The following is a 26,471-nucleotide window of genomic DNA, read 5'->3' as shown; positions in this document are numbered from 1 at the left end:
AAGAGGAGGAGAAACTATTATGCTAGATTTTTTGCGTAATCAAGACCCGCAAGTAATGGAAGCCGTTCAACTGGAGCTCGGAAGACAACGCGACAAGATTGAGCTGATTGCTTCTGAAAACTTCGTAAGCCGCGCAGTTATGGAAGCAATGGGAACCGTTTTGACGAACAAATACGCAGAAGGATATCCAGGCCGTCGCTATTACGGTGGTTGCGAGTATGTGGATATCGTGGAAAATATCGCGCGCGACCGCGTAAAAGAAATTTTTGGCGCAGAGCATGCAAACGTACAACCACACTCCGGTGCTCAGGCGAACATGGCAGTATACTTTACAATTCTTCAGCCTGGCGACACCGTACTGGGAATGAATTTGTCCCACGGTGGTCACTTGACGCATGGTAGTGCAGTAAACTTCTCTGGTACTCTGTACAATTTCGTTGATTACGGTGTAGACGAAGATACTCACCTGATTAACTATGAAGTTGTCCGTGCAAAAGCATTGGAGCACAAGCCAAAACTGATCGTTTGTGGTGCGAGTGCCTACCCGCGTACGATTGATTTTGCTAAGTTCCGTGAGATCGCAGATGAAGTGGGCGCGTACTTCATGGTGGACATGGCCCACATCGCTGGTCTGGTTGCGGCAGGTCTGCATCCAAACCCAGTACCGCACGCGCATTTCGTTACTTCTACGACGCATAAGACTCTGCGTGGACCACGTGGCGGTTTGATTTTGTGCAAGGAAGAATTCGCGAAAGGCATCGACAAATCCGTGTTCCCAGGCGTTCAAGGTGGTCCATTGATGCACGTCATCGCAGCAAAAGCGGTTGCCTTCGGCGAAAACCTGCAACCAGAGTTCAAGGATTACGCAGCTCGCATCATCAAGAATGCACGTGCATTTGCGGAAAGCTTGACTGCTGAAGGTCTGACGCTTGTTTCCGGCGGAACGGATAACCACCTCGTTTTGGTTGATGTAAGCAAAATCGGCCTGACAGGTAAAGTGGCTGAGCATCTGTTGGACGAAGTAAGCATTACTACGAACAAAAATACCATTCCTTACGATACACAAAGCCCGTTTGTTACAAGCGGTGTGCGCATGGGTACGCCAGCAGTAACAAGCCGCGGTTTTGATGAGGAAGCGATGAAAGAAGTAGCAGCGATTATCGCTCTGACATTGAAAAACCCAGAGGATGCTGCAAAGCACGAGGAAGCACGCCAACGTGTGGCAGCTTTGTGCCAACGTTTCCCGATGTATGAAGGCTTGAATATCTAAGCAAGGCAACGAGAAGCAGACCCAGTGGAAATTTTCCCATATGGGTCTGCTTTTTTTTTCACTTCCCGGCTGTAATTAGGGATCGAGGATGCGAAAAAGTACGAAGATTAGGCAAATTGACGGCGCCACTCTCACCAGCTATTATAGAAAGGATGTATTGATAGGGAAACGGAGGAAATGACATGAGCCGTGTATATGTGTTTGACCATCCGCTGATTCAGCATAAAGTTACGTATATTCGTGACAAGAATACAGGGACCAAGGAATTTCGCGAACTGGTAGATGAAGTGACTACTCTGATGGGCTATGAAATTACCCGTGATATGCCGTTGGAGCAAACCACCATCGAAACACCAGTGGCTACCTGTCAGTCGAATGTAATTGCTGGTAAAAAAGTAGGGTTGGTACCGATTCTGCGTGCTGGTCTTGGTATGGTGGATGGCCTGATGAGGCTGATTCCTGCTGCCAAAGTAGGACACGTAGGTCTTTACCGTGATCCGGAAACCCTACAGCCTGTTGAGTATTATGTGAAGCTGCCATCTGATGTTGCTGAGCGTGAGTTGATCGTAACTGACCCGATGCTGGCGACTGGTGGCTCTGCTGTTGCCGCTCTTACTGCTTTGAAAAAACGTGGAGCGAAAAACTTGAAACTGATGTGCCTCATCGCTGCTCCAGAAGGAATCAAGCTGGTTCAGGACGAGCATCCTGATGTAGATATTTACGTAGCGGCTGTTGATGAATATTTAAACGACCATGGATACATCGTGCCAGGCTTGGGCGATGCGGGTGACCGCTTGTACGGCACGAAGTAGTCGGAGAGGGAAAAACGGATGAAAACTGTAAAAGTAATGACGGTATTTGGCACACGTCCAGAAGCGATCAAAATGGCGCCGCTTGTTCATGAATTGAACAAGTACAGCGAGCAGATTGAATCGGTCGTTTGCGTGACGGCCCAACATCGTCAAATGCTCGATCAGGTTTTGGACATTTTTGATATTCAACCAGACATTGATTTGAACATCATGAAGGATCGCCAAACGCTGGTGGGTGTGACCACTCGTGCATTGGAGAGTCTGGATGAAACGATGAAGGAAGTAAAACCGGACATTGTCCTCGTACACGGGGATACGACAACCACTTTTGTTGCGAGTCTGGCTGCTTTTTACAATCAGGTAGCGATCGGACACGTGGAAGCGGGCTTGCGCACATGGGACAAGTATTCGCCTTTCCCGGAAGAGATGAACCGTCAGTTGACAGGTGTAATGGCTGACCTTCATTTCTCTCCGACCAATGGATCGGCTGACAATCTTCGTCGCGAAGCAAAGCCGGAAGAGAGCATCTACGTGACAGGAAACACAGCGATTGACGCGCTGAAAACAACGGTTCGTGAGGATTACACGCATCCGGTGCTTGATCGCGTAGCTGGTCAGAAGCTGGTGCTGATGACGGCACACCGCCGCGAAAATTTGGGCGAGCCGATGCGCCGTATTTTCCGTGCAGTTCGAAGACTGGTGGACGAGCATCCTGAGATTGCGGTTGTGTATCCGGTTCACTTGAATCCTGCTGTACAAGAAGTGGCGCAGGAGATTCTCGGAAACCACGATCGCATTTCGTTGATCGAACCATTGGATGCCCTTGATTTCCACAACTTCGCTCGTCGTGCCCATCTCATCTTGACCGATTCCGGCGGGGTGCAGGAGGAAGCGCCGTCTCTTGGCGTACCAGTCCTGGTTCTGCGCGATACGACAGAACGTCCTGAGGGGATTGAAGCAGGCACGTTGAAGCTCGTGGGAACCGACGAAGAGCAAGTTTATGCAATGGCAAAAGAATTGCTGACCAACCAAGCGGCTTACGATGCAATGGCGCATGCTGTCAACCCGTACGGGGATGGCGAGGCTTCCCGCCGTATCGTAGAAGCAATCCTCTATCATTTTGGTTTGCGAGCTGAACAACCAGAGCCTTTCCAACCAGGTCAGTAACATACAGCTAGGAAAACCCGCCAGGTACCGTTCGTCAAAACCGGGCGGGTTTCTTGTTGTAGAGGGATATTTTGGTTTTCGATGACTGACGATTTGGCATGTTTTTCTAATAGAGAATCGAGAGAATTGGCGAAACTATCCATGACCTTTTGCGTCTAATATTTAGTTGCTTGGCTTAGAGGGTAGAAAGACAGAGTTTGGAATACGGAGAGGAGTTACCAACATGAGAGCGCAAAGGATAGTGACGCTGCTCACGGCCACGACTATGGCCTGGGGAGCTTTTGTTCCGTTTGTGCCGTTTGCGACCAATGTCGCACACGCCAGAGCGGAGACAAGTGCATTGAATATGATGTGGCAAACCCCAATTGGTGAGGGGACCACTTTGCAGAAATATACGAAATCATTTGCCAATCAAGTAGTCACGATCATGGTGACCAAGGTTGATCTGAACAATCCTTACGTTGAGGTAAAACCGGTATACGGAACGAAAGGCAAGCTGACTGACAGGCAGACGGTTACACAAATGGCGCGTGAAACAGGAGCTGTATCAGCAATCAATGCCGACTTTTTTAACATGTCGAAGCGGGGAGCGCCGTTTGGCATTGTCATGAAAGACGATGAACTCATTTCTTCCATGGGCTTGGTCTCCTACTGGTACGCCCTAGGTTTGACGGGAGACAAGATGGCCATCGTCGATAAGTTTGGTTTTGGCGGCAAGGTTACTGCTCCTAATGGTGCTACCTATTCGATTCAGGGAGTTAACAAGGAAGAGTACAACCCAAGTGAAGGACGAAAGAGTCACCAGAACCAACTGAACGTCTATACCCCTTCCTTTGGCAAAAACAGCTTGGGGACGATATCGGGCTATAAAGATGTCGTCGAGATTCTGTTTGTAGACAACGTAGCCAAAGAAGTTCGTGTGAATCAACCTGGCGTATACATACCTTACAACGGCTATGTCCTTTGGGGACATGGAGCAGCAGGAGCATTTCTCAAACAAAACTTCCCAGTAGGCGCTACTGCGACAGTTGAATATCAAACGACACCGCAAACCCTCGACTTGAAACATGCGGTGGGTGGCAATGTCATTTTGGTCGATCAAGGGAAAGCACTGTCATCCTTTCAAGCGGACAAGTCCATCACGAACAAAACGGCGCGGACAGCGGTCGGTGTTTCCCAGGACGGAAAGACTTTGTACATGGTCACGATCGATGCGAGCCAAGGCGTTTATTTGGACGAGCTGGCAAAGATCATGGCGGAGCTCGGCTCTTATCGGGCTGTAAACTTTGACGGTGGTGGCTCTACGACCATGGCAGCTCGCATGCTGGGTGAGACACACGCGAATCTGGCGAATAAGCCGAGCGGCGGTGCTGAGCGTCGTGTGCCTACTGGACTGGCTGTATACAACACGGCACCTGCTGGAGAATTGAGAGGCTTCCAAATCGATGTACCGTCAGATGTGCTTATCGGACAAACCATCACGCTCAGCGCATCCAAAGGATATGACGTTCATTACCAGCCGTATGCGATCAATGCAGGCGATGTGAGTTGGGATGGTAGTCAGTCCGAAGCGGGAAGCGTAAATGGCAAGCAATTCACACCAGCTCGATCCGGCAAGATCACATTGACTGCGCGATTGGGCAATGTGACGCAAAATAAAGATATTCAAGTGATTTCCGGCAACGATGTGCAGCAAATCATCGTTTCGCCGAATCCGATCACGATTGCACCGGGACAATCCCTTAATCTCGATGTCAAAATCAAAACGAAAAAGGGCTCTACAGTACAAGCGACTCCACTTAGCGTAAAAGCGAGTGTCGATTCTTCTGTAGCGACGATTAACGACAATCTGCAGCTGGTAGCAGGCAATGAGCCGGGCAACGGAAACCTGACCATTACGTATGATGGCGTGTCGACAACCGTACCATTTGCTGTCGGACAATTTGAGCAGCCATGGCTCACCTTCGATAATCAGGCCGGTATGTACCATGCGGCAAATCCATCCAGCATCAGTTCCGCTGGTTCGTTCGCGCTCGTTTCCGATCAGACATTCCGCACGAAGAAGGCAGCGAAGCTAGTGTACAACTTCTCTGGAGCACCAGCGAACAACATGCGGATTTCGTACGGCGTTCTGGGGGCAAAACCTGTGACCATCCCTGGCAAACCACTCGGATTGGGCTTGTGGGTCAATGGAGACAACAGCGGACATTGGCTCCGTGCAGAAGTAGTCGATGCAAACGGCAAGCCGGTCTACCTTGATCTGGCAAAAGAGATCAATTGGACAGGCTGGAAACAGGTTAAAGGATACTTCCCGAGCAATGTTGCGTATCCGTTGCAACTGAAGAGTGTGTATGTCGTTGACCAAGCCAATGATGGCATTACACACGACAAAGGAACACTGTACATCGACGAATTCTCGCTCCTCTTGGGCAACCAGACAGGTCAACCGAGCGATGTAGCTGTTGTCCCTGAACTGCCAGGCAGCATGTCCCTCGGGGCGGAGCTCGATCTCCATTATTCCCTTGCAAATACTGCACCTTACCTGGATAGTGCGCTGATTGATGTGGAGTCGATCGTGACCCAGCCGATGCCAGGATATGTGCCTGCTGATTATTCGTTTACGATTAAGCCGGGCGAACTAAAAGCAGGACAAGAGGACGCGATTTCCACTTCGTCGATTCAGTTGACCTTGGCACCGAAGCAATGGCTCGCTGGAAAAGGCGTTGGACTCTTGTACGTAAACGAAGTGAACAATACATTGGATCCGCTGCTGGGAACCATGAATGCTCAAGGTCAGTGGGTATATGAAGTCAATAGCTACGGCAAGTACATTCCGTACTATCTGGACAATGCAGGCACGAGCAGCACTGGATTTACAGATATCGCGAAGCATCCAGCCAAGGCAGAAATCACCTACATGACGGAACAGGGCTACGTGAAGGGTTTGACGGAGACGACGTTCGGCCCAGAGGTTTCCTTGACCAGAGCACAGTTCGTCACCTTGCTCGCGCGCACTTTTGAATGGGAGCTTCCATCCTCACCAAAGCTGAAATTCAAGGATAAGGTGCCTTCCTATGCGCAAGGTGCCGTACAGGTAGCTGTTTCCAAGGGCCTGGTGAAGGGGTATAACGATAATACTTTCCGTCCGGATCAGCCGGTGACTCGCGCAGAGGCCGCAGTCATTCTCGATCGTCTCGTGAATAAAAAGGGAGCGACGAAAAAGGTCTCCGATAAAGGGACATGGCCATCCTGGGCATCTACATCCATCAACAACATGGTTGGACTCGGTCTGATTGATCCAGTCGGAGGAAATTATCAGCCGAATAAACCGACGACGAGAGCAGTGTGTGTCGTTGCACTGTATCGCATCTTGCATCAAGATAAATAGAATCGGAATATAAAAGGTCAAGCTTCTCTAGCGAAGAGGAGCTTGACCTTTTTGAGTTTTAGGAGGTATCGATGAGCTGACAAAGCTGGTGAGAAGAAAAAGCGCAGGGCTCGTAGACCTTGACAACGCCTACCCAGTCGGAACTTCCAAAAGGGGACCACGTTTGTCGAACACTTCTTCCTTGAGAAGCCTCCGCCCGTAGGGTGGCTTTGGCTCGACGGTCCCCTTTTGGAAGTGGAGACGGACAGTAAATCCCCCTTGCGGGCGTGTCAGAGTTGAAGAGAACTGCGCTTTTTCTTCTCCTCCACTATGTTGACTCAAACTAGAAGGACCTTCTTAGGTCTTTCTAATTTTCAAGACCGAAAAAAAGCTTTGCCAAAATAGGTTAACCATTTTAAAATAACGGTTAACAAATATATGTTAACCAAGGTTGTGATTTGGTTGTTAAATGGTTATGCAGAGCTCTCTGCCAAAAACAAGCAATACGTTTGGCATCCCTTCACCCAAATGAAAGACTATGTCGCACAGGAGCCATTGATTATTGCGAGAGGAGAAGGGATCAAGCTGTTCGATGTGAACGGCAAGGCTTATTATGACGGTTTTTCCTCTGTGTGGTTGAACGTCCATGGCCACAATGTTCCCGAGCTGAATCAGGCGATCACGGAGCAGCTGGACCAAATTGCCCACTCTACCTTGCTCGGTATGGCAAACGTCCCATCCATTCTATTAGCGGAAAAGCTGATCCACCTCGCTCCAAAAGGATTGAGCAAAGTCTTTTACTCTGACAACGGGGCAACGGCGGTCGAAATCTCACTGAAAATGGCGTTCCAATACTGGCAAAATCGCGGGCAAACCGGGAAGCATTCGTTTATCACGATGAACAATGCCTATCACGGGGATACGATTGGAGCCACCAGTGTGGGAGCCATTCCTCTATACCATCAGGTCTACAAACCACTGCTCTTTTCTCCACATGTCATTCCATACCCATATCCATACCGGCAAGGTGGCGAAGAAGCAGCCGTTCAGACCACATTGAGCAGTTTGGAGAGTTTGCTTAAGGAAAGAGCTCATGAGATTGCGGCGATGATCGTGGAGCCTGTCGTGCAGGGAGCAAGCGGCATGATTATCATGCCGGACGGTTGCTTGAAAAAAATCGCGGAGCTGTTGCGCGCCTATGATGTATTGCTGATCGCAGACGAAGTAGCGACAGGATTTGGACGTACGGGCAAAATGTTCGCTTGTGAGCATGATGGAGTCGTGCCAGACATCATGGCGGTCGCAAAAGGGCTCACGGGAGGGTATTTGCCAGTAGCGGCTACCTTAGTAACCGAGCAGATTTATGATGCTTTTTTCGCCGACTATGAGGAACAGAAAACCTTTTTCCACGGACATTCGTTCACGGGAAATCCACTTGGCTGTGCAGTTGCTCTCGCCAACCTGCGACTGATGGAGGAGCGAGGAGTCGTTCAACAAGTAGCACAAAAAGCAACTGATCTGGATCAATTGTTAAAGCCACTTCGCGACCTGCCTCATGTAGGGGAAATCCGGCAAAAAGGCTTGATGGCGGGAATTGAGCTGGTTCGGGATAAAGGGACCAAGGAGCCTTATCACTGGAATGAGCGGATCGGTGTGCGTGTCTGTCAGATAGCGAGAGAAAAAGGGCTTTTGACACGACCGTTGGGCAACGTCATCGTTTTTATTCCACCGCTTGTATCTACAACCGAAGAATTAGCTGACATGGTTCGGATTTTGACGGAATCGATTCAGGACGTAACGACAGGTGAAACGGAGGAGTGATTGATATGGCTGATCGCCCCTATTCCGGATTGTTCATCACAGGAACAGATACAGGGGTAGGCAAAACGGTTGTGACTGCTGGAATCGCATCCGTGTTGCGTGAGACAGGAGTGGACATAGGGGTTTGGAAGCCAGTCCAGTCAGGAGCACGAGCACATGATGAGGGCAGTGACGCTATGCACTTGAGATCGTGGAGCGGAGTGCCTGACGCGTGTGAGGAGATAGCCCCGCTCTGTTTTGAGGCACCGCTTACCCCTTTTCTGGCTGCGGAAGCAGAGGGGAAAAGCTTGACTATGGAGGACATAATCGCTTGCGGGCGACCCCTGATGGAACGTTATCCGGCACTTCTTGTCGAAGGAGCAGGTGGTCTGATTGTTCCATTGACACCAACCGAAACGATGGCGGATCTTGCTGCTCGACTGAACCTGCCAATGCTCATCGTGGCACGGGCTGGGCTCGGCACGATTAACCATACGCTCTTGTCCGTTTGGTATGCACGGGAACTCGGGATCGAGGTTGTAGGTGTCATCCTGAATCAAAACAATTCAGCTGGCGTCATCGATGAGAGTGCCAAAACAAACGCGAGCATGATTGAGAGCTATGGGGGAGTTCCTGTATGGGGCGTGCTTCCATGGATAGACCAACCGATAGAGCGCCAGCAGTTGACACAGCTGATCCAAGAATGTGTAGACATCGGACAGTTGTGTCAGTGGAGCCATAAATAATAAGAAGAGGAGACGAGAAAATGAAGCAAAGCATCTGTCTGGATTGGAAGGGATACTCTCAAAAAGCGATTACCAAAGAAGAGTTTACGCAGGAAGAGGCAATGAAGGTATTGCAAGCGCCTGATGATGAGCTGCTGCTGGTCATGAACGAAGCTTTTCGCGTCAGAAAGCACTTTTTCGGAAAAAAAGTCAAACTGAACATGATCATTAACGCCAAGAGCGGCCTTTGCCCGGAGGATTGCGGTTACTGCTCGCAGTCGATTGTTTCGAATGCTCCCGTATCCAAGTACACGATGCTGGACAAGGAGACATTGCTCGCAGGTGCGCAAGAAGCCATGAATCGAAAAGCAGGTACATACTGTATTGTCGCCTCAGGTCGTGGTCCCACTGAAAAAGAGCTGGGCCAGGTCATCGAGGCAGTCAAAGAAATCCGCGAGACGATGCCGCTGAAAATTTGCGCGTGCTTAGGAATATTAAGCGACGAACAAGCAACGCGCCTAAAAGATTCTGGTGTTCACCGCTACAACCATAATCTCAACACGAGTCGCAATCATTACGAAGCGATTACTACGACACATACGTACGATCAACGTGTACAGACAGTCGATACCGCGAAAAGAGCAGGGATGTCGCCATGCGCAGGCGTGATCATCGGCATGGGGGAGAGCGATGAGGAGATCGTCGAAATGGCATTTGCCTTGCGCAATCTCGACGCAGATTCCATCCCGATCAATTTTTTAAATGCGATTCCAGGAACCCCGTTGGAGGATAAAGGACGCACTCCGGCAATGAAGGCTCTTCGTGTTCTCGCCTTGTTCCGATTTATTTGCCCAGATAAAGAAATTCGCGTTGCGGGTGGTCGCGAAGTGAATTTGCGCACCTTGCAGCCGCTTTCCTTGTATGCGGCCAACTCGTTGTTTGTTGGCGACTATTTGACGACGCCCGGGCAAGAAATTACGACAGATCACCAGATGATTGAAGACCTCGGGTTTGAAATCGAGCTGTGTGCGCTGTAGTAGGTATACCATGAACACGCGATACACATGGCTGGAAGAAGAATACGATTCGTTGCGGAAACAATCGCTGGCAAGAGAATGGAACACCGTAGAGTCAGCCAGTGATCGCGCAGGCACCTGGATTCAAGTCGAAGGGAAACGATTATTAAACCTGTCATCGAACAACTATTTGGGCTTGGCCCATGATCAACGAATCGTGGAAGCTGGCAAAAAGGCGGCAGAGGAGTGGGGGGCAGGAGGAACTGCCTCTCGTCTCGTCCATGGCAACTACGCGTTGTACGACGAGCTGGAACAACAACTGGCGGCGTGGAAAGAAAGAGAAGGGGCGCTTGTCTTTGCAAACGGCTATCAGGCAAATACGGGGGTAATAGCAGCACTTGCCGGAAGAGGTGACGCTGTTTTTAGTGATCGGTTGAATCACGCCAGCATCGTCGATGGGATCGTGCTCAGTCGGGCGGAGCATTTTCGGTACAGACATAACGACATGGAGCATCTGGAATTTTTGCTGAAAAAGCACCAGGATGCAAGACGGAAGTGGATCGTCACGGACAGCATATTCTCCATGGACGGTGATAAGGCTCCCCTTCTTGAATTGGTACAACTGAGAGATCGTTACGATGCCATGCTGATGGTTGACGAAGCCCATGCAGGGGGAGTGCGTGGTGAAGAAGGGCAGGGCTTGTGCCACGAGCTGGGCATCTCCGGACAAGTCGATGTTTTGATGGGGACCTTCAGCAAGGCATTTGGTGTTTATGGGGCATACGTATGCGCAGATGAGATCATCATTCGTTATTTGATGACAAAAGCGCGCTCGCTGGTGTATTCCACAGCCCTGCCGCCTGCTGTGATTGGCTCAAATCTGGCGGCATTGTCTTTGGTACAAACAGAGTCTTGGCGAAGAAGAGCGGTGAGGCAGAATGCGCTCGTGTTTCGCCAATTGCTTCGATCACGCGGGTTTACCGTAGACGAAGAAGATACGCCAATCATCCCGCTCACGTTAGGAGAGAATGAAAGGACTTTGCAGTTTAGCAAAAGACTTCGGCAGCGCGGGATTGCAGCAGTGGCGATTCGACCGCCTACCGTGCCAGCAGGAACCGCGCGTATCCGTTTTACAGTGATGGCTGCCCATACGCGCGAAGAGCTGGAGTGGGCTTGCGAGCAAGTGAGCGAAATCAGGGACGAGCTTCATAAAGGAGGGACGATAACGTGGGAAAAGTGATGCTGTGGCTAACCGGATGGGGAATGCCGGAATGCAGCTGGGTTGCTGTTCGCTCACAATTTCCTTCCTATCGGCACATCATTCCTACTTATTCGGACGTCACTGACTCCTTGCAATTTTACGAGAGAGTAGAAGAGGAAGTCCGATCTCTGTCAACGCAGGAGCTGATTGTAGTGGGGTGGTCTTTGGGAGGGATGCTCGCAATACGCCTCGCTGCCCAGTACCCGGTCTCAGGACTTGTTTTGATCGGCACCACAGCACGCTTTACCAACGAACAGCATGACCTTCGCAAAGGGTGGCATCCTGTTGTTTTGCAAAGGATGAAAAGGCAGCTTTCCGTAGCACGCGAGCGGGTGATGGACGCATTTGTAGAACAGATGCTAACACCAGGAGAGCGTAAGCAAATAGGCTTGCACGTGGGGGTGGATAGCCAGATGTGGAGTACGGCAGCGTTGATTGCGGGCTTGACCTATTTAGAAGAAGAGGATTGCCGCCCGTTCCTGTCTTCCCTGACTTCTCCCACTCTCGTCATTCACGGAACGGAAGATGCTATCTGTTCACTCGCAGCCGGAGAAGAACTGGCGAGTAGCCTTGCAGGTGCCAATTTCGTGCAAATTCCTGACTGTGGTCATGCTCCGCATGTATTTGTTCCGGAGGTTGTAGGAGATTCGCTAAAGAGGATGGTGGAGCAGCTTGCAGAAGAGAGCAATCAGCAGCCGATTTAGTGAGAAGGCTGTCTCATACGAAAAATACGCACTCGTGCAAAAGAAGATGGCCGATCATTTGAGTCAAATGGTTACAGAAATAACGAACGAGAACGAGGTGCGAAACATCCTAGAGATTGGCTGTGGGACAGGGGGATTAACCCGCGTCATTCGCAGCCATTTTTCTGATGCCCATTACGAAGCAGTAGAGATTGCGTCAGGTATGCTGGAGCAGGCGAAGTACAATCTGGAACAGCACGGCCTGATTTGCTCATTTTTTCAAGCAGATGCCGAAGAATGGGTATGGGAACAACAGGCGAAGTCAAAGGATTTGATGGTTTCAGGAGCGTGTTTTCAGTGGTTTGCCAAGCCAGCGCATACGCTAAAAGGATTGGGAAGAATTCTGAAGCCCGGAGCACCTTTGGTTTTTTCAACATTTGGACCCGATACGTTTTGGGAGCTGCATGAATCGTTTGCAAATGCTCATGCGATTTTGAGGGAAAAGGGAGTACGCCATGGCTTGGAGTTTCTCGCTGCACGTGATTGGCACGAGCTATTGGAGCAAGCAGGGTTTACGGATATAGAGGTGATGAGGAAATATGAGCGGCTAACTTACCCGGGTGTACGGGAATTCTTGCATGCCGTGAAAGCAGTGGGCGCCAGTGCGAGTATGGAGCAAGGGAGCGGTCTGGGACGCAGAAAACTTCTTGCAGAAATGATTCGTTACTATGAGCAGACGTATAAAAGAGAAACGGGTATCCCTGTCACCTATGAAGTTATTTACGTTCGAGCGGTTTCATCGAGGTAGTGTGCTTTCTATGATTTTTGCTATAGATATGAGAATGGTTATCAAATAGAATGAAAAGAAGAACGATGGGAGGGCTATCAAGGAGTTGAGTGTGGGACAATGAACGTGGATGATCATATTTTTCTATGGAATCAGGCAAGTGTGCGATTGCATGATGTACGGCATATCGTCATGCGAGCCGGAGAGCAACTGCGATCCTATCAATTGCCGGCTAGTGCCTTTCTATTTTCGGTGAGAGGCAGTGGCCTGATTCGTCTTGACGGGAATGTGCATGCTATCAAGAATTGTTATATGGCCCATGCTGGCAAAGGTACATACGTGGATATCGAGGAAATAAAGGATGAGCTGGAATACTATCTGATTTTGTACAAAGCCCATTTGCCGTTGCCTTGTCGGCAGGAACTGCAACGTTTACTGGAGAAAACACAACCTTTTCACATCCAATACGGTTTTACCCCCATGCATCAGGCAAATGTATTTGTTGCAATATCACGTATGCAGCAAGCGTGGAATCAGAATGGCAACCTGGACAAGCTGCGAGCCAAGGCCCTGCTATATCAACTCGTATGTGAGCTAATGGCACAAATGCAGTCGCAAGGAATCGGGGTAACGGTACCGAATTTGGTCGCTCAGGCCGTCAGGTATATCGAGGAGCATTACGCAGAGACTTTCACCCTCGATGATCTTTCCACGCTCTTAAACTGCAGCTCCCGATCCCTGCAACGCACCTTTAAAGCCCAGCTAGCGGTCGGCCCTATCGACTATCTGATTCAGGTGCGCATTCAAAAAGCACAGGAACTGCTGCGTCAAACGAATTTGGGACTAAAAGAGGTAGCGGAATCAGTAGGGTATACAGACAGCTATTATTTCAGTCGTATCTTTAAAAAATATACAGGTTTCTCCCCGTCTGCGTATAAGGTAAATCCGCTGACATCGGAAATTCGTCGCCAAAGTCCATTACTCTTGTCGCGATATTCCATTGCTGGTCAAAAGCTGTGGAAATATAATGATCACATTGAAAATGAAAATCAAAATCAAAATCATTCGCATACAAGAGATGGAGGAGCCGTACCGATGTATAAGAGTACAAAAGCGATGCTGGCGCTGAACCTGATGCTGAGCCTTACCGTGCTGCTGGGAGCCTGCTCAGGCGGCGGTACGAATACGAGCAATTCGGGGAGCGCAGCAACAGGCGCTTCGAATCAGGTAGCGACGCAGTCGAATACCACGCAATCTAGCGCGAATCAAGAAGTGAAGAAAAGTGAGACGCGTACAATCAAGCACATGAAAGGCGAGCTGACGCTTGATTTTAAACCAGTCAGAATCGCTGTGCTGGACACACAATATGCAGATCAAATGATTGCCTTGGGCGAACTGCCAGTAGGTAGTGTTATCACAACGGGGGACGGTACGAAGTTTCCGGAGTATCTCATGGACAAGCTAAAAGATGTTCACGTACTTGGAACAAAGGACGAGCCCAATTCAGAAGCGGTCGTGGCTATGGAGCCTGACTTGATCATTTGCACGGAGTTCCAAGATAAAATCTATGATAATCTATCAAAAATAGCCCCAACCATCATGTTTAATCGAAACGAAGACTGGCGTGAAACACTGATTACCTTCGGGAAAATTCTCGAAAAAGAACAAGAAGCTGAGCAGATCGTAAAGGACTACCAAGAGAAAACGAACAAATTGAAAGCAGAGCTCGCAACCAAGCTCAAGGGTGAGTCTGTCGCGCTTATTCGTCCCCGTGACAATGCCATTCGACTGCACACAGTTGAACACCGGACGGCTGCTATCTTGTATTCCGATTTGGGACTGACTCCTCCCAAGCCAGCGATGGATAAATCAGATACAGCTACGATGATTTCTCTGGAAGTGTTGCCAGAGGTAAATGCCGATCACTTATTTGTCGTAACGGACAAAGCGAATCAAGCATTAACGGACGAGTACAAAAACAGCTCTATTTGGAAAGGGCTAAAAGCAGCCAAGGAAAATAAGGTGTACGAGGTAAACACAACCGTGTGGATCGCCTATTACGGCCCGATTGCCATCAACAATATCGTTGATGAAATCGCAGAAGCACTACTATAAATCATTCAGACCGTCACGCTCTTCTCTAAAAGCCGTGACGGTTTTTTCATAAACAGGAAAAGAAAGCGATTTCCTGGCAGGAATTATCATGAAAAGATGGAATCTTAAGAAGGTTGCCTATCCTGTGTATTCGAGGGGTGTGTGGAAGATGAGTCAAAGAGAAATCGTCATTGCGAGTGCTGTGCGCACTGCTATAGGTAGCTTTCAAGGAACGCTTGCAGGTGTCAGCGCGACAAAGCTTGGCGGAATTGTACTGGAAGCAGCGCTAGAGCGTGCAGGTGTTTCCAAGGATGTGGTCGATGAAGTGATTATGGGGAATGTACTGTCAGCAGGCTTGGGTCAAAACCCGGCGCGCCAGGCTTCTATTCACGCGGGCCTTGCTCATGAAGTCCCCTCCCTTACAATCAACAAGGTTTGTGGTTCAGGTCTAAAAGCTGTTCATTTGGCCGTTCAGTCAATCCTTGCAGGTGAGGCAGAAGTTGTCTTGGCTGGCGGGATGGAAAATATGAGCCAGGCACCATATTTAATGGAAGGTGCGCGTACAGGCTACCGCATGGGAGATCAGAAAGTAGTAGACTCTATGATTCGCGACGGGCTGTGGTGTGCTTTCAACGACTACCACATGGGCATTACAGCGGAGAATCTTTGCAGCAAATACGAAATCGGACGCGAAGAGCAGGATGAATTTTCTGCGTGGAGCCAGGAAAAAGCTCAACAAGCGCTCGCTAGTGGTCGTCTTCAAGAAGAAATCGTGCCGGTTCCGATCCCGCAGAGAAAGGGTGATCCGGTGCTTTTTGCTGTAGACGAATTCCCGCGTGCTGGTGTGACAGCCGAAGCGCTAGGCAAGCTGAAGCCTGCATTTAAAAAGGATGGAACCGTGACAGCTGGGAATGCATCCGGCATCAACGATGGAGCCGCCGCTCTCTTGATTATGACACGCGAGAAGGCAGAAGAGCTGGGAGTGAAACCTCTTGCCCGTATCGTAGCCAATGCGAGTGCAGGTGTTGATCCGAGCATCATGGGGTACGGTCCTGTTCCTGCGACCAAGCGCGTACTGGAAAAAGCGGGTCTGTCGATTGCTGACATCGATTTGATCGAAGCAAACGAAGCTTTTGCCGTCCAATCACTGTCTGTTGGCAAAGCTCTGGGCTTTGATCGTGAGAAGCTGAATGTCAACGGCGGAGCCATCGCTTTGGGACATCCAATCGGTGCGAGTGGCGCGAGAATTTTGGTCACGCTCGTGCATGAATTGCAAAAGCGTGAAGGGGTAAAATATGGGTTAGCGACTCTTTGCATTGGTGGGGGACAAGGCGTTTCCACAATTGTCGAGAAAATTTAATTTTTAAATTGTGAACGCTTTGTGTACACAGAAACGCTTGCGTTGACAAAGGGAATAAATCTTCGTTAATATGGATGAGGGCATTTGGAAATTGTGTGCCCTCTCCTTATGTGAAAGGAGAAGGATAAACTGGCGAAACTTGACAATCCATGGCGAGCACTTGGTTTGGTCAGCGTACTTGGTCTTGACTTTGCCATTTGTGTGGTTGCCGGTTTTATGATCGGCAGATACGCGGATCGCCTACTAGCGACTGATCCTTGGTTCTTGCTTATTGGCTTGATTACAGGGATTGCGGTTGGTGTATACACTGTCTATCGACTCATTCGCCCGTATCTTTAGGGGGTGACGAACGATGGAAGCGTTTGCTTTAGCGATGCGAAAGACTTTTCGCTATTCTTTATGGTGTATGGCATTGTTTGTGATACTGATGGTTGTATTGCCTGAACACAAGGTATTCTTGCAGAGTTTGTTGCTTGGAACAGTGACAGGAATCATTAATACCAGCGTTCTCGCAAGCAAGGTCTGGGTTGTTGGGCAAATGGCAGATGACCCTAATGTCAGACCAAAAGGAACGGGCACGATGCTTCGGTTCATGATTGCCGGGCTAGCCGCCTATACTACCTTTCTTTTCCCTCATATGTTCACATTATCAGGGGTTCTACTTGGGTTGTTTTTGATCCAAGGGATCAGCTATCTACTCGTATTCCGCAATTCAAAATAGATTTGTTACCAGCATTTCCTTTTAATGAAGTGATTTAACCAGAGAGCGTTCGATAGCAATGTGTAGACAGAGTTTCGGACAACCTCTATCTATCAATGGAAAGGGGTGAAAAGATGGGTCATCATTATACGTTACGGTTTGGGTTAGGCGGCATGGTATTTGACATCGCTACGATTCTCATGATGGTTCTTACCGCACTGCTTGTGTTTATCTTCCTGTTTGTAATGACACGAAAGCTGGAAACAGGAGTACCTGGTGCTAAGCAAAATGCAGTTGAGTGGATTTTTGACTTTGTCAAAAATGTTACTGCAGGATACATGGATCACAAGAAAGTCATGATGATGATGACGCTTGGTATTACGTTGTTTCTCTACATCTTCATTGGGAACCAGCTAGGTGTTATCGCCAACGTCACCACAGTGCACAAAGGTGAAATCAGCGAAAGTGTTATGAAGATGCTGACGATTGCTCCTACGCCAGAAGCCGAAGCGAAGAAGCGCGAAACCGTTGAGCACGAGCTGGCTGATAAAGGAGCTCATGTAATCTGGTGGAAGTCTCCAACTGCTACACCAAGCGTAACATTTGGTTTGGCGTTGGTAGTGTTGCTCTACTCCCACTACCTCGGTATTAAGAAAAGTCCAGGTGGTTGGTTTAAGCACGTATTCCTCAACCCGATCCACATTCTTGAGGAGTTTATCATTAAACCGTTGACGCTTCCTCTGCGTTTGTTCGGTAACCTCTTTGCAAAAGAGATCATGATTGCCTTCCTGTTGAGTGGGGGAGTTTTGGCCGCGGCACCATTGTTTATCTGGCTCGGCTACTCCGTCTTCGTAGGTGCAATTCAGGCGTTCATTTTCTTGACTCTTTCTATGGTTTACATTTCACAACTTGTGAATGATGAACACTAAAATCTAGTTATTTATTAACAACAATTTAGGGAGGTATTTTTAACATGGAAGTTATGGGTATAGCTATTGCTATGGGTCTTATTTTCGGTTTGGCAGCACTTGGTGGTGCTTTTGGTGCAAGTAACGTAATCTCTAAAACAATTGAAGGTGTTGCTCGTCAACCTGAAGCTCGTGGTAACCTGATGGGTATCATGTTCCTCGGTATGGGTCTCGTAGAGGCGATTCCAATTATCGCTGTAGCTGTAGGCTTCATCTTGATGGGTCGTCTGGGCTAAGCGAACAGTTGAACAGTATTAAATAGGCGGAGGGTCACCTTCGCCTATCTTTTAGTAGGGAAAAATCAGGCTTCGGCCACAAGCTTGGCATGGAAGTCTTCTAGTAATAATTCTGGTAAGTACGTAAAGAACTTATTGCAGAATCTTTCGTTTGTCAGGAAGGAGTGAACTAAAAATGGTTGAGTTTGGAGCCGTATCCCTGGAATGGGGCACATTACTACTCCAGGTGATTATTTTCATTTTGCTGTTGATCGTTGTTTCCAAATATGCAACAGGACCGATTGCGAGCGTGTTGGAAAAGCGCCGTGCTCATGTTGAGAACGAGCTCGCCACTGCGGAACGCAACCACAAGGAATCCGAAAAGCTTTTGGCTGAACAACGCCGTCTTTTGGATGAAGCTCGCGCTGAATCTAAAGCGATCATCGACCGTGCTGCAAAGCAAGCGTCTGATGAAGCAAGCAAAATCGTTGCTGAAGCACAAGCAGCTTCTGAGCGCATGAAAGCAGAAGCAAGTGCTGAATTGGCTCGTGAAGTAGAAAAAGCAAAACTCGAACTGCGTGAGCAAATGACTGGTCTTTCCGTGCTCTTGGCTTCTAAGATCATTGAGAAAGAACTGGACGAAGCAGCTCAAAAGTCTACTGTTGACAAATTTCTCGCACAAGTGGGAGATCGCCTATGAGTAGCGCAGTAGGAAAACGTTATGCTCGCGCTCTCTTTGAAGTAGCGAGTGAGCGTAGCAAGATTGATCAGGTAGAAGCAGACCTGGGTGCGATCGTGGAAGCGGTTGAAGGCAATGAAGATCTGAAAAAGATCATGCTGCACCCTCACATCGCAGCAGATGCGAAAAGCCAGCTCGCTGACGAATTGTTCAAAAACCATGTAGGGGAAGAAACCTTTAATTTTCTGAACGTCCTGATTGAGAACGGACGCGAAGTTGATCTGGTTGATATCTACCGTTCTTTTGTACAATTGGCGAACGAAGCTCGTGGATTCGCAGATGCGATTGTGACAAGTGCAAAGCCGCTTTCTTCTGAAGAGCAAAATGAGCTGGCTGAGAAGTTCGGCCAAACGCTGAACAAAAAGCTGCGTATGACAGCAGTCGTAGATCCAGCGATTCTCGGCGGCATTATTATCAAAATTGGCGACCGCCTGTACGATGGCAGTCTGAAAACGAAGTTGGAAACCTTTGCGCAAAAGGCGTAAAGTTCGATGGCTTTTAAGAAGTTGGATGAATGGGGTGAATTAAGTGAGTGCAATCAGACCAGAAGAGATTAGCTCCCTCATTAAAGAGCGGATCGCTAACTTTAAATCTGAAATCGAAGTTGTGGATGTAGGCACAGTCATCCAAGTAGGTGACGGTATTGCTCGTGTTCACGGTTTGGAAAAGGCCATGCAAGGGGAGCTTCTCGAGTTCCAAAATGGCGTAATGGGTATGGTACTCAACTTGGAAGAAGATAACGTGGGTGTCGTTATTATGGGACCTTTCCGCGACATTAAGGAAGGCGATACTGTAAAACGTACCGGCCGCGTTATGGAAGTTCCAGTAGGGGAAGCGCTGCTCGGCCGCGTTGTAAACCCACTGGGTCAACCAATCGATGGTCAAGGCCCTATCGCAAACAACGGTTTCCGTCCAATCGAGAGCCCAGCTCCTGGCGTTATGGCACGTAAATCCGTACACGAGCCACTCCAAACAGGTATCAAAGCGATTGACGCGATGATCCCAGTTGGTCGTGGACAGCGTGAGTTGATTATTGGTGACCGCCAAACTGGTAAAACAGCAGTGGCGCTCGACACGATCATCAACCAAAAAGGTAAAGACATGATTTGTATCTACGTTGCAATCGGTCAAAAGCAATCCACCGTTGCTAACATCGTAGAAACTCTGCGTAAAGCAGGGGCTCTGGAATACACAATCATCGTTTCTGCTACTGCGTCTGACCCAGCTCCAATGTTGTACCTGTCTCCTTATACTGGTGTAACAATGGCTGAGTACTTCATGTACAAAGGCGGACACGTTCTGTGCGTATATGATGACCTGTCCAAACAGGCTGCTGCATACCGCGAAATGTCCCTCTTGCTCCGTCGTCCTCCAGGTCGTGAAGCATATCCTGGTGACGTATTCTACTTGCACTCCCGCTTGCTGGAGCGCGCTGCGAAACTGTCTGATGATCTGGGCGCTGGTTCCATTACGGCTCTGCCATTCATCGAAACCCAAGCGGGTGACATTTCCGCGTACATTCCAACCAACGTGATCTCCATCACGGACGGTCAGATCTTCCTGGAGACAGACTTGTTCAACGCAGGTCAACGTCCAGCGGTTAACACCGGTCTTTCTGTATCCCGTGTAGGTGGTTCCGCGCAAATCAAGGCGATGAAAAAGGTAGCAGGTCCACTCAAGCTCGAGTTGGCTCAATACCGTGAGTTGGCTGCGTTTGCTCAGTTCGGTTCCGATCTGGACAAAGCGACCCAAGCTCGTCTGACCCGTGGTGAGCGTTTGATGGAAATCATGAAACAAGGTCAGTTCGATCCAATGTCTGTTGAGAAGCAAGTTGCTTCTATCTATAGCGCTACAAGAGGTTTCCTGGATGACATTCCAGTAGCAGAAGTGCGTCGCTTTGAGAAAGAGATGTTGTCTTTCTTGGATTCCAACAAACCGCAACTGTTGGAGCACATCCGCACAACGAAAGACCTTCCAGATGAAAAAGAATTCAACGCAGCGATCGAAGAGTTCAAAAAAGGCTTTTCGGTAACTCGCTAATCGTTAACCTGATAGACATCAGATGCATGCCGGGCCATTTGCCCGTGCATGCGTCCTCAAGGTGGTGAAAACGAGTGGCTAAAGGAATACGTGAGATTCGACGCAGTATCAAAAGTAAAAAAGATATGCGCCAAATCACGAAAGCGATGAAAATGGTGGCGGCTGCAAAGCTTCGCCGTAACCAGGATAAAGCTGAGGCGGCACGCCCGTATGCTGACAAGATCCAAGATGTGATCGCTAGCATCGCGAGTGGGAACTCTGGTTCCAAGCATCCAATGTTGCAAAATCGTCCGGTGAAAAAGACTGGTTATATTGTCATCACTTCCGACCGTGGACTTGCTGGGGGTTACAATGCCAACATTCTCCGTAAAGTGGTAACTACCATTAACGAGAAGCACAAGTCCAAGGATGAGTACGGTATTTTTGTGATTGGCCGCAAAGGTCGTGACTTCTTCAGCAAACGGAACTACCCGCTTTTGGAGGAAGTTACAGGTCTGCCAGCCAGCCCAGCCTTCGCTGATATCAAGAAAATTGCCGGTGCAGCAGTCCAAATGTTCGAGAATGAGCAGATTGACGAACTGTACCTGTGCTACAACAAGTTCCAAAGTGCAATTTCGCAAATACCTACCGTAAAACAATTGCTGCCATTGGAAGCTCCCGAGAGCAACAATGCGCGCGAATTGAATTACGAGTATGAGCCGTCCTCGGAAGAAGTATTGGCGGATCTGTTGCCGAAATATGCGGAAACACTGGTTTACAGTGCACTCCTCGAAGCAAAAGCTTCCGAAGAAGGTTCCCGTATGACTGCAATGGGCAACGCGACAGACAATGCTACGGATATGATCAACCGTTTAACGTTGAGCTACAACCGTGCTCGTCAGGCAGCCATTACACAAGAGATTTCCGAGATCGTTGCAGGTGCAAACGCACAGGCTTAGTGGCAGCGAATAGCTCCCAATTTAGCTTTACAGGAGGGAAGAAGTAAGATGGCGAATGGACGTGTGGTTCAGGTAATGGGTCCGGTTGTTGACGTCGAGTTCGACCGCGGACACCTGCCTGCCATTTACAATGCGATCAAGATTCAACATAAAGCACAAAGCGCTGGTGAGCGCGACATCAACCTGACAGTTGAGGTTGCTACTCATTTGGGCGATAACTTGGTTCGTACCGTTGCGATGTCTTCCACTGACGGTTTGGTTCGTGGCATGGAAGCAGTTGATACAGGTGCAGCTATCTCCGTTCCAGTGGGTGCAATTACCCTCGGACGCGTATTTAACGTATTGGGTGAGCCGATCGACCTGCAAGAACTTGGTCAAGTAGATCGTCGTGACCCAATTCACCGTAAAGCTCCTGAGTTCGTAGACCAAGCAACGACTGTTGAGATCCTGGAAACAGGTATCAAAGTTATTGACCTCTTGGCTCCGTATATCAAGGGTGGTAAGATCGGTCTGTTTGGTGGTGCGGGTGTAGGTAAAACCGTTACTATTCAAGAGCTGATCAACAACATCGCGCAAGAGCACGGTGGTATTTCCGTATTCGCTGGTGTAGGTGAGCGTACCCGTGAAGGTAACGACCTGTACCACGAGATGAAAGACGCAGGCGTACTGCCGAAAACCGCGATGGTATTCGGTCAGATGAACGAACCGCCTGGTGCACGTCTTCGTGTAGCGCTGACTGGTCTGACTATGGCGGAATACTTCCGCGATGAAGAAGGCCGCGACGTTCTTCTCTTTGTTGATAACATCTTCCGCTTTACTCAAGCGGGTTCCGAAGTATCTGCTCTCTTGGGCCGTATGCCATCTGCGGTAGGTTACCAGCCAACATTGGCTACCGAAATGGGTCAGCTGCAAGAGCGTATTACTTCCACGAAAAAAGGTTCCGTAACGTCCATTCAAGCGATCTACGTACCAGCGGATGACTACACTGACCCGGCTCCTGCTACTACGTTTGCTCACTTGGACGCTACAACGAACTTGGAGCGTTCCATCGCTGAGTTGGGTATCTTCCCTGCGGTAGACCCACTCGCATCCACTTCCCGTGCTCTGGCTCCTGATGTTGTAGGACAAGAACACTATGATGTGGCTCGTAGCGTTCAAAAAATCCTGCAACGTTACAAAGAACTGCAAGATATCATCGCGATTCTCGGTATGGACGAGTTGAGCGACGACGACAAGCAAGTAGTTGGACGCGCACGCCGCATTCAACGTTTCTTGTCCCAGTCCTTCCACGTTGCCGAGCAGTTCACTGGTAACCCAGGCCAATACGTGCCATTGAAAGAAACCGTTCGCAGCTTCAAGGAAATCCTCGAAGGTAAGCATGACCACCTGCCAGAGGGCGCGTTCCTGTACGTAGGTACAATTGAAGAAGCGGTAGAAAAAGCGAAGAAAATGGCGTAAGACACCCTGGAAAGGGGAGACGAGTAAGTGAGTAAGATGACAGTTGAAGTCGTAACTCCTGAACGGGTTGTCTACAGCGGTCAGGCTGAAATGGTGATTGCTCGCGGCTTGCAAGGGGAAATCGGTATTATGCCGAACCACGTGCCGTTGGTAACCCCGCTGAAAACAGCGCCAGTTCGGATTAAGACAGAAGGCGATAAAGAAGTAAAGATGGCTGTAAGCGGCGGCTTCATGGAAGTTCGCGGCGATAAAGTGACCATCCTTGCTGAAACGGCTGAATTGCCGGGAGACATCGATGTTGAACGCGCAAAGGCAGCGAAAGAGCGTGCTGAAAAGCGTTTGGATGAGAAATATGCCGAGCTCGACGTCAAGCGTGCAGAACGCGCGCTGCAACGTGCGATGGCACGTATCGACGTAGCGAAGTAAAGCGTAAGCTTGATATCCCCGCGCCCATGTGGCTGCGGGGATTTTTCGATTATAAGGCGATGAATGATGAGCCATAGAAATCGGGCATGATATTTCCAGTTGGTAATTGCCTAATGTTTCTGTGTATAATAGACCTAATGCCCTGCCGACGAGCTACGTTAGCATGAAAAACAGCGGGAAAAAGCGGCATTGGCTATTGGGATTAAAGGAGAGTGTAATTGATGCAAACCGTTCGCGATATCCGCCACAATCAAGATGGCGTAGTGATTCCTAGCAGCTTTGCGGCTAATGGCTGGACAAGCGTGCTATCTCATGAAATGAATGTTCTCTTCCAGGCAATGTGCTTTGTAGTAACGAAGCATGAGTCAAAAGAAGAAATGAGAAAAGCTCTGGACGAGTTCGATGCATTGAAAGGCACATTCACCGAGCCTGTTCAAGAAGGCTTTAAGTCTGAAGAGGATTTTAAAGGCTATGTAAACCTCTTGAACAGATTCAAAGCGTTCATGAGCCGTTCTGATTATGCATATCCGACATCTCTTGACGAGGCGATTGAGCTTTTCGTGAAGTGGGGTCTGGTAATCGATAATGGAGATGCTTGGGATGTACCGGTTTATCCATTCCCAGATGCATCTGAGTTGTTCAAACTGAGTGAAGCTGAATCTCTTGCATTGGCTCATATTAAATTGGAAGCTTTGGTTCATCCGATGTTTAGCCGCCTCGTGATGAAGCTGCATGAGCAAGAAGAAAATGCGTTCAGCATGTCCAAAGCAGAAATGAAGCAATTGCTGAACACCAATGACCAGATGCTGGCAGAGGTTCTGATCAAGCTGACTCCATATATGGAAGATGCGATTGAAAATATGTTGGAGATCCCAGAAGACGAGAAGATGAACTTCACGATTGTATGGGAGCGCATTTACGAGGATTTCCTCGGACAGCAATTTTCAAACAACGTTCAATAATTAAGAGAATATGAGAGCCAGACGGGCATATTCGTTTGGTCATCATACTATGCTGGAAAAACTCAGGGAGAAATCTCTGAGTTTTTCCCTTTATATGGCACAAAAGGAAGGCTTTCGTTAGACACCCTATTGGCAATTTGCTATAATGATAAAGGTATTTTTTTCTAGCAGTATCAATTAGCGACAGCGTTCATACCTACACCTTTGATGCTGCGAGCAGTACCCTTTTGAGGGAGTCTCAACTTCTTCTGGAGGACAGCGCAAGACGATTCATACCTTTCTCAAGAGCGGAGGGAACGTGGGTGAGTGACATCTATACCAACAATTATGTGATTGTCGCGATCTTTTTGATTCTTGGTGTGCTGTTGCCCGTGGCTACAGTCAGTTTCGTTGGTCCATTACTTCGTCCAAAGAAACCGACACGGGAGAAGCAAACTACTTATGAAAGCGGTAACATTCCTGTTGGTGACAGTTGGGTGCGTTTCAACGTGAAGTATTACATCTTTGCCCTCATGTTTGTCATCTTTGATGTAGAAACACTCTTTCTGTATCCGTGGGCCGTCGCTTACAAAGAACTGGGGCTCTTTGCCTTAGTCGAGATGGTCATCTTTATATCCTTGCTCATCGTAGGATTGATTTACGCGTGGAGAAAGAAGGTGCTGGAATGGAACTAGACCTGACAAGCATTGCGCCTGAATTGCAAGAGGAATTGAATCGCAACGTCATGTTCACGACATTGGAAACAGTGAAGGGATGGGTTCGTAGCAACTCGTTGTGGCCATTAACCTTTGGTTTGGCTTGTTGCGCGATCGAGATGATGGGAACGGGTGGGGCGCGTTATGACCTCGACCGGTTTGGCGTTATTTTTCGAGCATCCCCAAGACAATCTGATGTCATGATCGTGGCCGGAACCGTCACGAAAAAGATGGCGCCACTGCTGCGAAGGCTGTATGATCAAATGCCTGAACCGAAGTGGGTGATTGCCATGGGCTCCTGTGCGACAGCGGGAGGTCCGTACGTGCGCTCGTACAGCGTGGTAAAAGGTGTAGACCAGATTGTGCCTGTCGACGTATATATTCCAGGTTGTCCGCCTAACCCTGCCGCTTTGATCTACGGAATCAATAAGCTCCAAGAAAAAATCCGTTACGAAGCGAAGACTGGGAAGCAGGTGACCAATCTATGAGCGACGAGAAACGCAAGCCGACGCCAGAGGAAAAGGCAGCGGCAGCAGCTGAAGCCCGTGCGAAGGCCGAAGCATTGCGAAAATTAAGAGAACAGGAAGCGCAGGCTTCCCAAGAGACGAGCCCAGTGGAGGCATCTCAAGAGCCACAAGAAGAAGTCTCTGCTACGGAAGCAAAACCTGTGGCCGAAATGACACCTGAGGAAAAAGCTGCAGCCAAGAAAGCAGCAGCCGCGGAAGCGATTGCCAAGGCAAAAGCGGCGAAGGAAGCAAAAGAAGCTGCGGAAGCAGAAACTCCAGTTGCCGAGCAACAAGCAGAAGCAGTTGCTACACCAGCAAAGTCCGTTTCTGAAATGACGCCGGAAGAAAAAGCCGCAGCCAAGAAAGCAGCAGCGGCAGAAGCAATTGCCAAGGCAAAAGCAGCGAAGGAACAGGTAGAAGCTGCTTCACCACCAGCAAAGCCTGTGTCTGAAATGACGCCTGAGGAAAAAGCCGCAGCCAAG

Annotated in this window: 25 protein-coding genes and 1 pseudogene; all 26 read left to right on the top strand. The window is 49.0% G+C overall.

What is annotated here, in order from left to right:
* Positions 1-19 precede the first annotated feature (19 nt).
* A complete protein-coding gene (gene glyA, locus PMI05_RS19670; protein WP_007725498.1) occupies positions 20-1,270 on the top strand; it encodes a serine hydroxymethyltransferase in 1,251 nt (416 codons plus the stop codon).
* A gap of 182 nt (positions 1,271-1,452) precedes the next feature.
* Positions 1,453-2,082, top strand: coding sequence for a uracil phosphoribosyltransferase (upp, locus tag PMI05_RS19665; protein WP_007725492.1), 630 nt, complete (start codon positions 1,453-1,455; stop codon positions 2,080-2,082).
* A gap of 18 nt (positions 2,083-2,100) precedes the next feature.
* Positions 2,101-3,249 (top strand): non-hydrolyzing UDP-N-acetylglucosamine 2-epimerase, encoded by a 1,149-nt coding sequence (wecB, locus tag PMI05_RS19660; RefSeq protein WP_007725491.1) that lies wholly within the window; start codon positions 2,101-2,103, stop codon positions 3,247-3,249.
* 223 nt (positions 3,250-3,472) lie between these two features.
* Entirely contained in the window at positions 3,473-6,637 is a 3,165-nt protein-coding gene (locus tag PMI05_RS19655; protein WP_007725490.1) for a phosphodiester glycosidase family protein, read from the top strand.
* A gap of 417 nt (positions 6,638-7,054) precedes the next feature.
* On the top strand, positions 7,055-8,437 hold the full coding sequence (gene bioA, locus PMI05_RS19645) for an adenosylmethionine--8-amino-7-oxononanoate transaminase (protein WP_007725488.1): 1,383 nt from the start codon (positions 7,055-7,057) through the stop codon (positions 8,435-8,437).
* Positions 8,438-8,442: 5 nt separating this feature from the next.
* Positions 8,443-9,162, top strand: a complete 720-nt coding sequence (gene bioD, locus PMI05_RS19640) for a dethiobiotin synthase (protein ID WP_007725487.1) — start codon at positions 8,443-8,445, stop codon at positions 9,160-9,162.
* Between the two features lie 20 nt (positions 9,163-9,182).
* Positions 9,183-10,178, top strand: a complete 996-nt coding sequence (gene bioB / locus PMI05_RS19635) for a biotin synthase BioB (protein WP_007725486.1) — start codon at positions 9,183-9,185, stop codon at positions 10,176-10,178.
* 10 nt (positions 10,179-10,188) lie between these two features.
* Positions 10,189-11,397, top strand: a complete 1,209-nt coding sequence (bioF, locus tag PMI05_RS19630; protein WP_007725485.1) for an 8-amino-7-oxononanoate synthase — start codon at positions 10,189-10,191, stop codon at positions 11,395-11,397.
* Positions 11,385-12,122: an alpha/beta fold hydrolase gene (locus tag PMI05_RS19625; RefSeq protein WP_007725484.1), complete on the top strand. Its 738-nt coding sequence runs from the start codon at positions 11,385-11,387 to the stop codon at positions 12,120-12,122. The genes bioF and PMI05_RS19625 overlap by 13 nt, the downstream gene beginning before the upstream one ends.
* Entirely contained in the window at positions 12,091-12,909 is an 819-nt protein-coding gene (bioC, locus tag PMI05_RS19620) for a malonyl-ACP O-methyltransferase BioC (protein ID WP_007725483.1), read from the top strand. Before PMI05_RS19625 ends, bioC begins: the two co-directional genes overlap by 32 nt.
* Before the next feature lie 99 nt (positions 12,910-13,008).
* Positions 13,009-15,003 (top strand): AraC family transcriptional regulator, encoded by a 1,995-nt coding sequence (locus PMI05_RS19615; protein WP_007725480.1) that lies wholly within the window; start codon positions 13,009-13,011, stop codon positions 15,001-15,003.
* Positions 15,004-15,151: 148 nt separating this feature from the next.
* Positions 15,152-16,342, top strand: a complete 1,191-nt coding sequence (locus PMI05_RS19610) for an acetyl-CoA C-acetyltransferase (protein ID WP_039961042.1) — start codon at positions 15,152-15,154, stop codon at positions 16,340-16,342.
* 165 nt (positions 16,343-16,507) lie between these two features.
* Complete coding sequence (locus PMI05_RS30150; protein WP_307724157.1) at positions 16,508-16,681, top strand: AtpZ/AtpI family protein; 174 nt, start codon at positions 16,508-16,510, stop codon at positions 16,679-16,681.
* Between the two features lie 13 nt (positions 16,682-16,694).
* Positions 16,695-17,063, top strand: a complete 369-nt coding sequence (locus tag PMI05_RS19605) for an ATP synthase subunit I (RefSeq protein WP_007725476.1) — start codon at positions 16,695-16,697, stop codon at positions 17,061-17,063.
* A 113-nt stretch (positions 17,064-17,176) separates the two neighbouring features.
* A complete protein-coding gene (gene atpB / locus PMI05_RS19600) occupies positions 17,177-17,971 on the top strand; it encodes a F0F1 ATP synthase subunit A (protein ID WP_007725474.1) in 795 nt (264 codons plus the stop codon).
* Between the two features lie 44 nt (positions 17,972-18,015).
* Complete coding sequence (gene atpE / locus PMI05_RS19595; RefSeq protein ID WP_007725472.1) at positions 18,016-18,246, top strand: F0F1 ATP synthase subunit C; 231 nt, start codon at positions 18,016-18,018, stop codon at positions 18,244-18,246.
* Positions 18,247-18,421: 175 nt separating this feature from the next.
* The gene (gene atpF, locus PMI05_RS19590) at positions 18,422-18,925 is read left to right on the top strand and encodes a F0F1 ATP synthase subunit B (RefSeq protein ID WP_007725469.1); all 504 of its coding nucleotides are present in this window, start codon (positions 18,422-18,424) and stop codon (positions 18,923-18,925) included.
* The gene (locus PMI05_RS19585; RefSeq protein WP_007725465.1) at positions 18,922-19,449 is read left to right on the top strand and encodes a F0F1 ATP synthase subunit delta; all 528 of its coding nucleotides are present in this window, start codon (positions 18,922-18,924) and stop codon (positions 19,447-19,449) included. Before atpF ends, PMI05_RS19585 begins: the two co-directional genes overlap by 4 nt.
* Positions 19,450-19,492: 43 nt before the next feature.
* A complete protein-coding gene (gene atpA / locus PMI05_RS19580) occupies positions 19,493-21,004 on the top strand; it encodes a F0F1 ATP synthase subunit alpha (protein ID WP_007725464.1) in 1,512 nt (503 codons plus the stop codon).
* Between the two features lie 74 nt (positions 21,005-21,078).
* Entirely contained in the window at positions 21,079-21,942 is an 864-nt protein-coding gene (gene atpG / locus PMI05_RS19575; RefSeq protein ID WP_007725463.1) for an ATP synthase F1 subunit gamma, read from the top strand.
* A gap of 48 nt (positions 21,943-21,990) precedes the next feature.
* Positions 21,991-23,400, top strand: coding sequence for a F0F1 ATP synthase subunit beta (gene atpD, locus PMI05_RS19570; protein ID WP_007725462.1), 1,410 nt, complete (start codon positions 21,991-21,993; stop codon positions 23,398-23,400).
* A gap of 27 nt (positions 23,401-23,427) precedes the next feature.
* Positions 23,428-23,826 (top strand): F0F1 ATP synthase subunit epsilon, encoded by a 399-nt coding sequence (locus tag PMI05_RS19565; protein ID WP_007725461.1) that lies wholly within the window; start codon positions 23,428-23,430, stop codon positions 23,824-23,826.
* A 221-nt stretch (positions 23,827-24,047) separates the two neighbouring features.
* Complete coding sequence (locus PMI05_RS19560) at positions 24,048-24,788, top strand: DUF6042 family protein (RefSeq protein WP_007725460.1); 741 nt, start codon at positions 24,048-24,050, stop codon at positions 24,786-24,788.
* A 302-nt stretch (positions 24,789-25,090) separates the two neighbouring features.
* Complete coding sequence (locus tag PMI05_RS19555) at positions 25,091-25,462, top strand: NADH-quinone oxidoreductase subunit A (RefSeq protein ID WP_007725457.1); 372 nt, start codon at positions 25,091-25,093, stop codon at positions 25,460-25,462.
* Positions 25,453-25,971, top strand: a complete 519-nt coding sequence (locus PMI05_RS19550) for an NADH-quinone oxidoreductase subunit B family protein (RefSeq protein ID WP_007725455.1) — start codon at positions 25,453-25,455, stop codon at positions 25,969-25,971. Before PMI05_RS19555 ends, PMI05_RS19550 begins: the two co-directional genes overlap by 10 nt.
* A pseudogene (locus tag PMI05_RS19545) lies at positions 25,968-26,471 on the top strand (NADH-quinone oxidoreductase subunit C); the annotation flags it as partial. The gene PMI05_RS19550 and the pseudogene PMI05_RS19545, both read left to right, overlap by 4 nt.

The organism is Brevibacillus sp. BC25 (genome assembly GCF_000282075.1).
Taxonomy (GTDB): Bacteria; Bacillota; Bacilli; order Brevibacillales; family Brevibacillaceae; genus Brevibacillus.
Note: the sequence above shows the minus strand (reverse complement) of the source record. Positions and strands in the feature narration are given on the sequence as shown.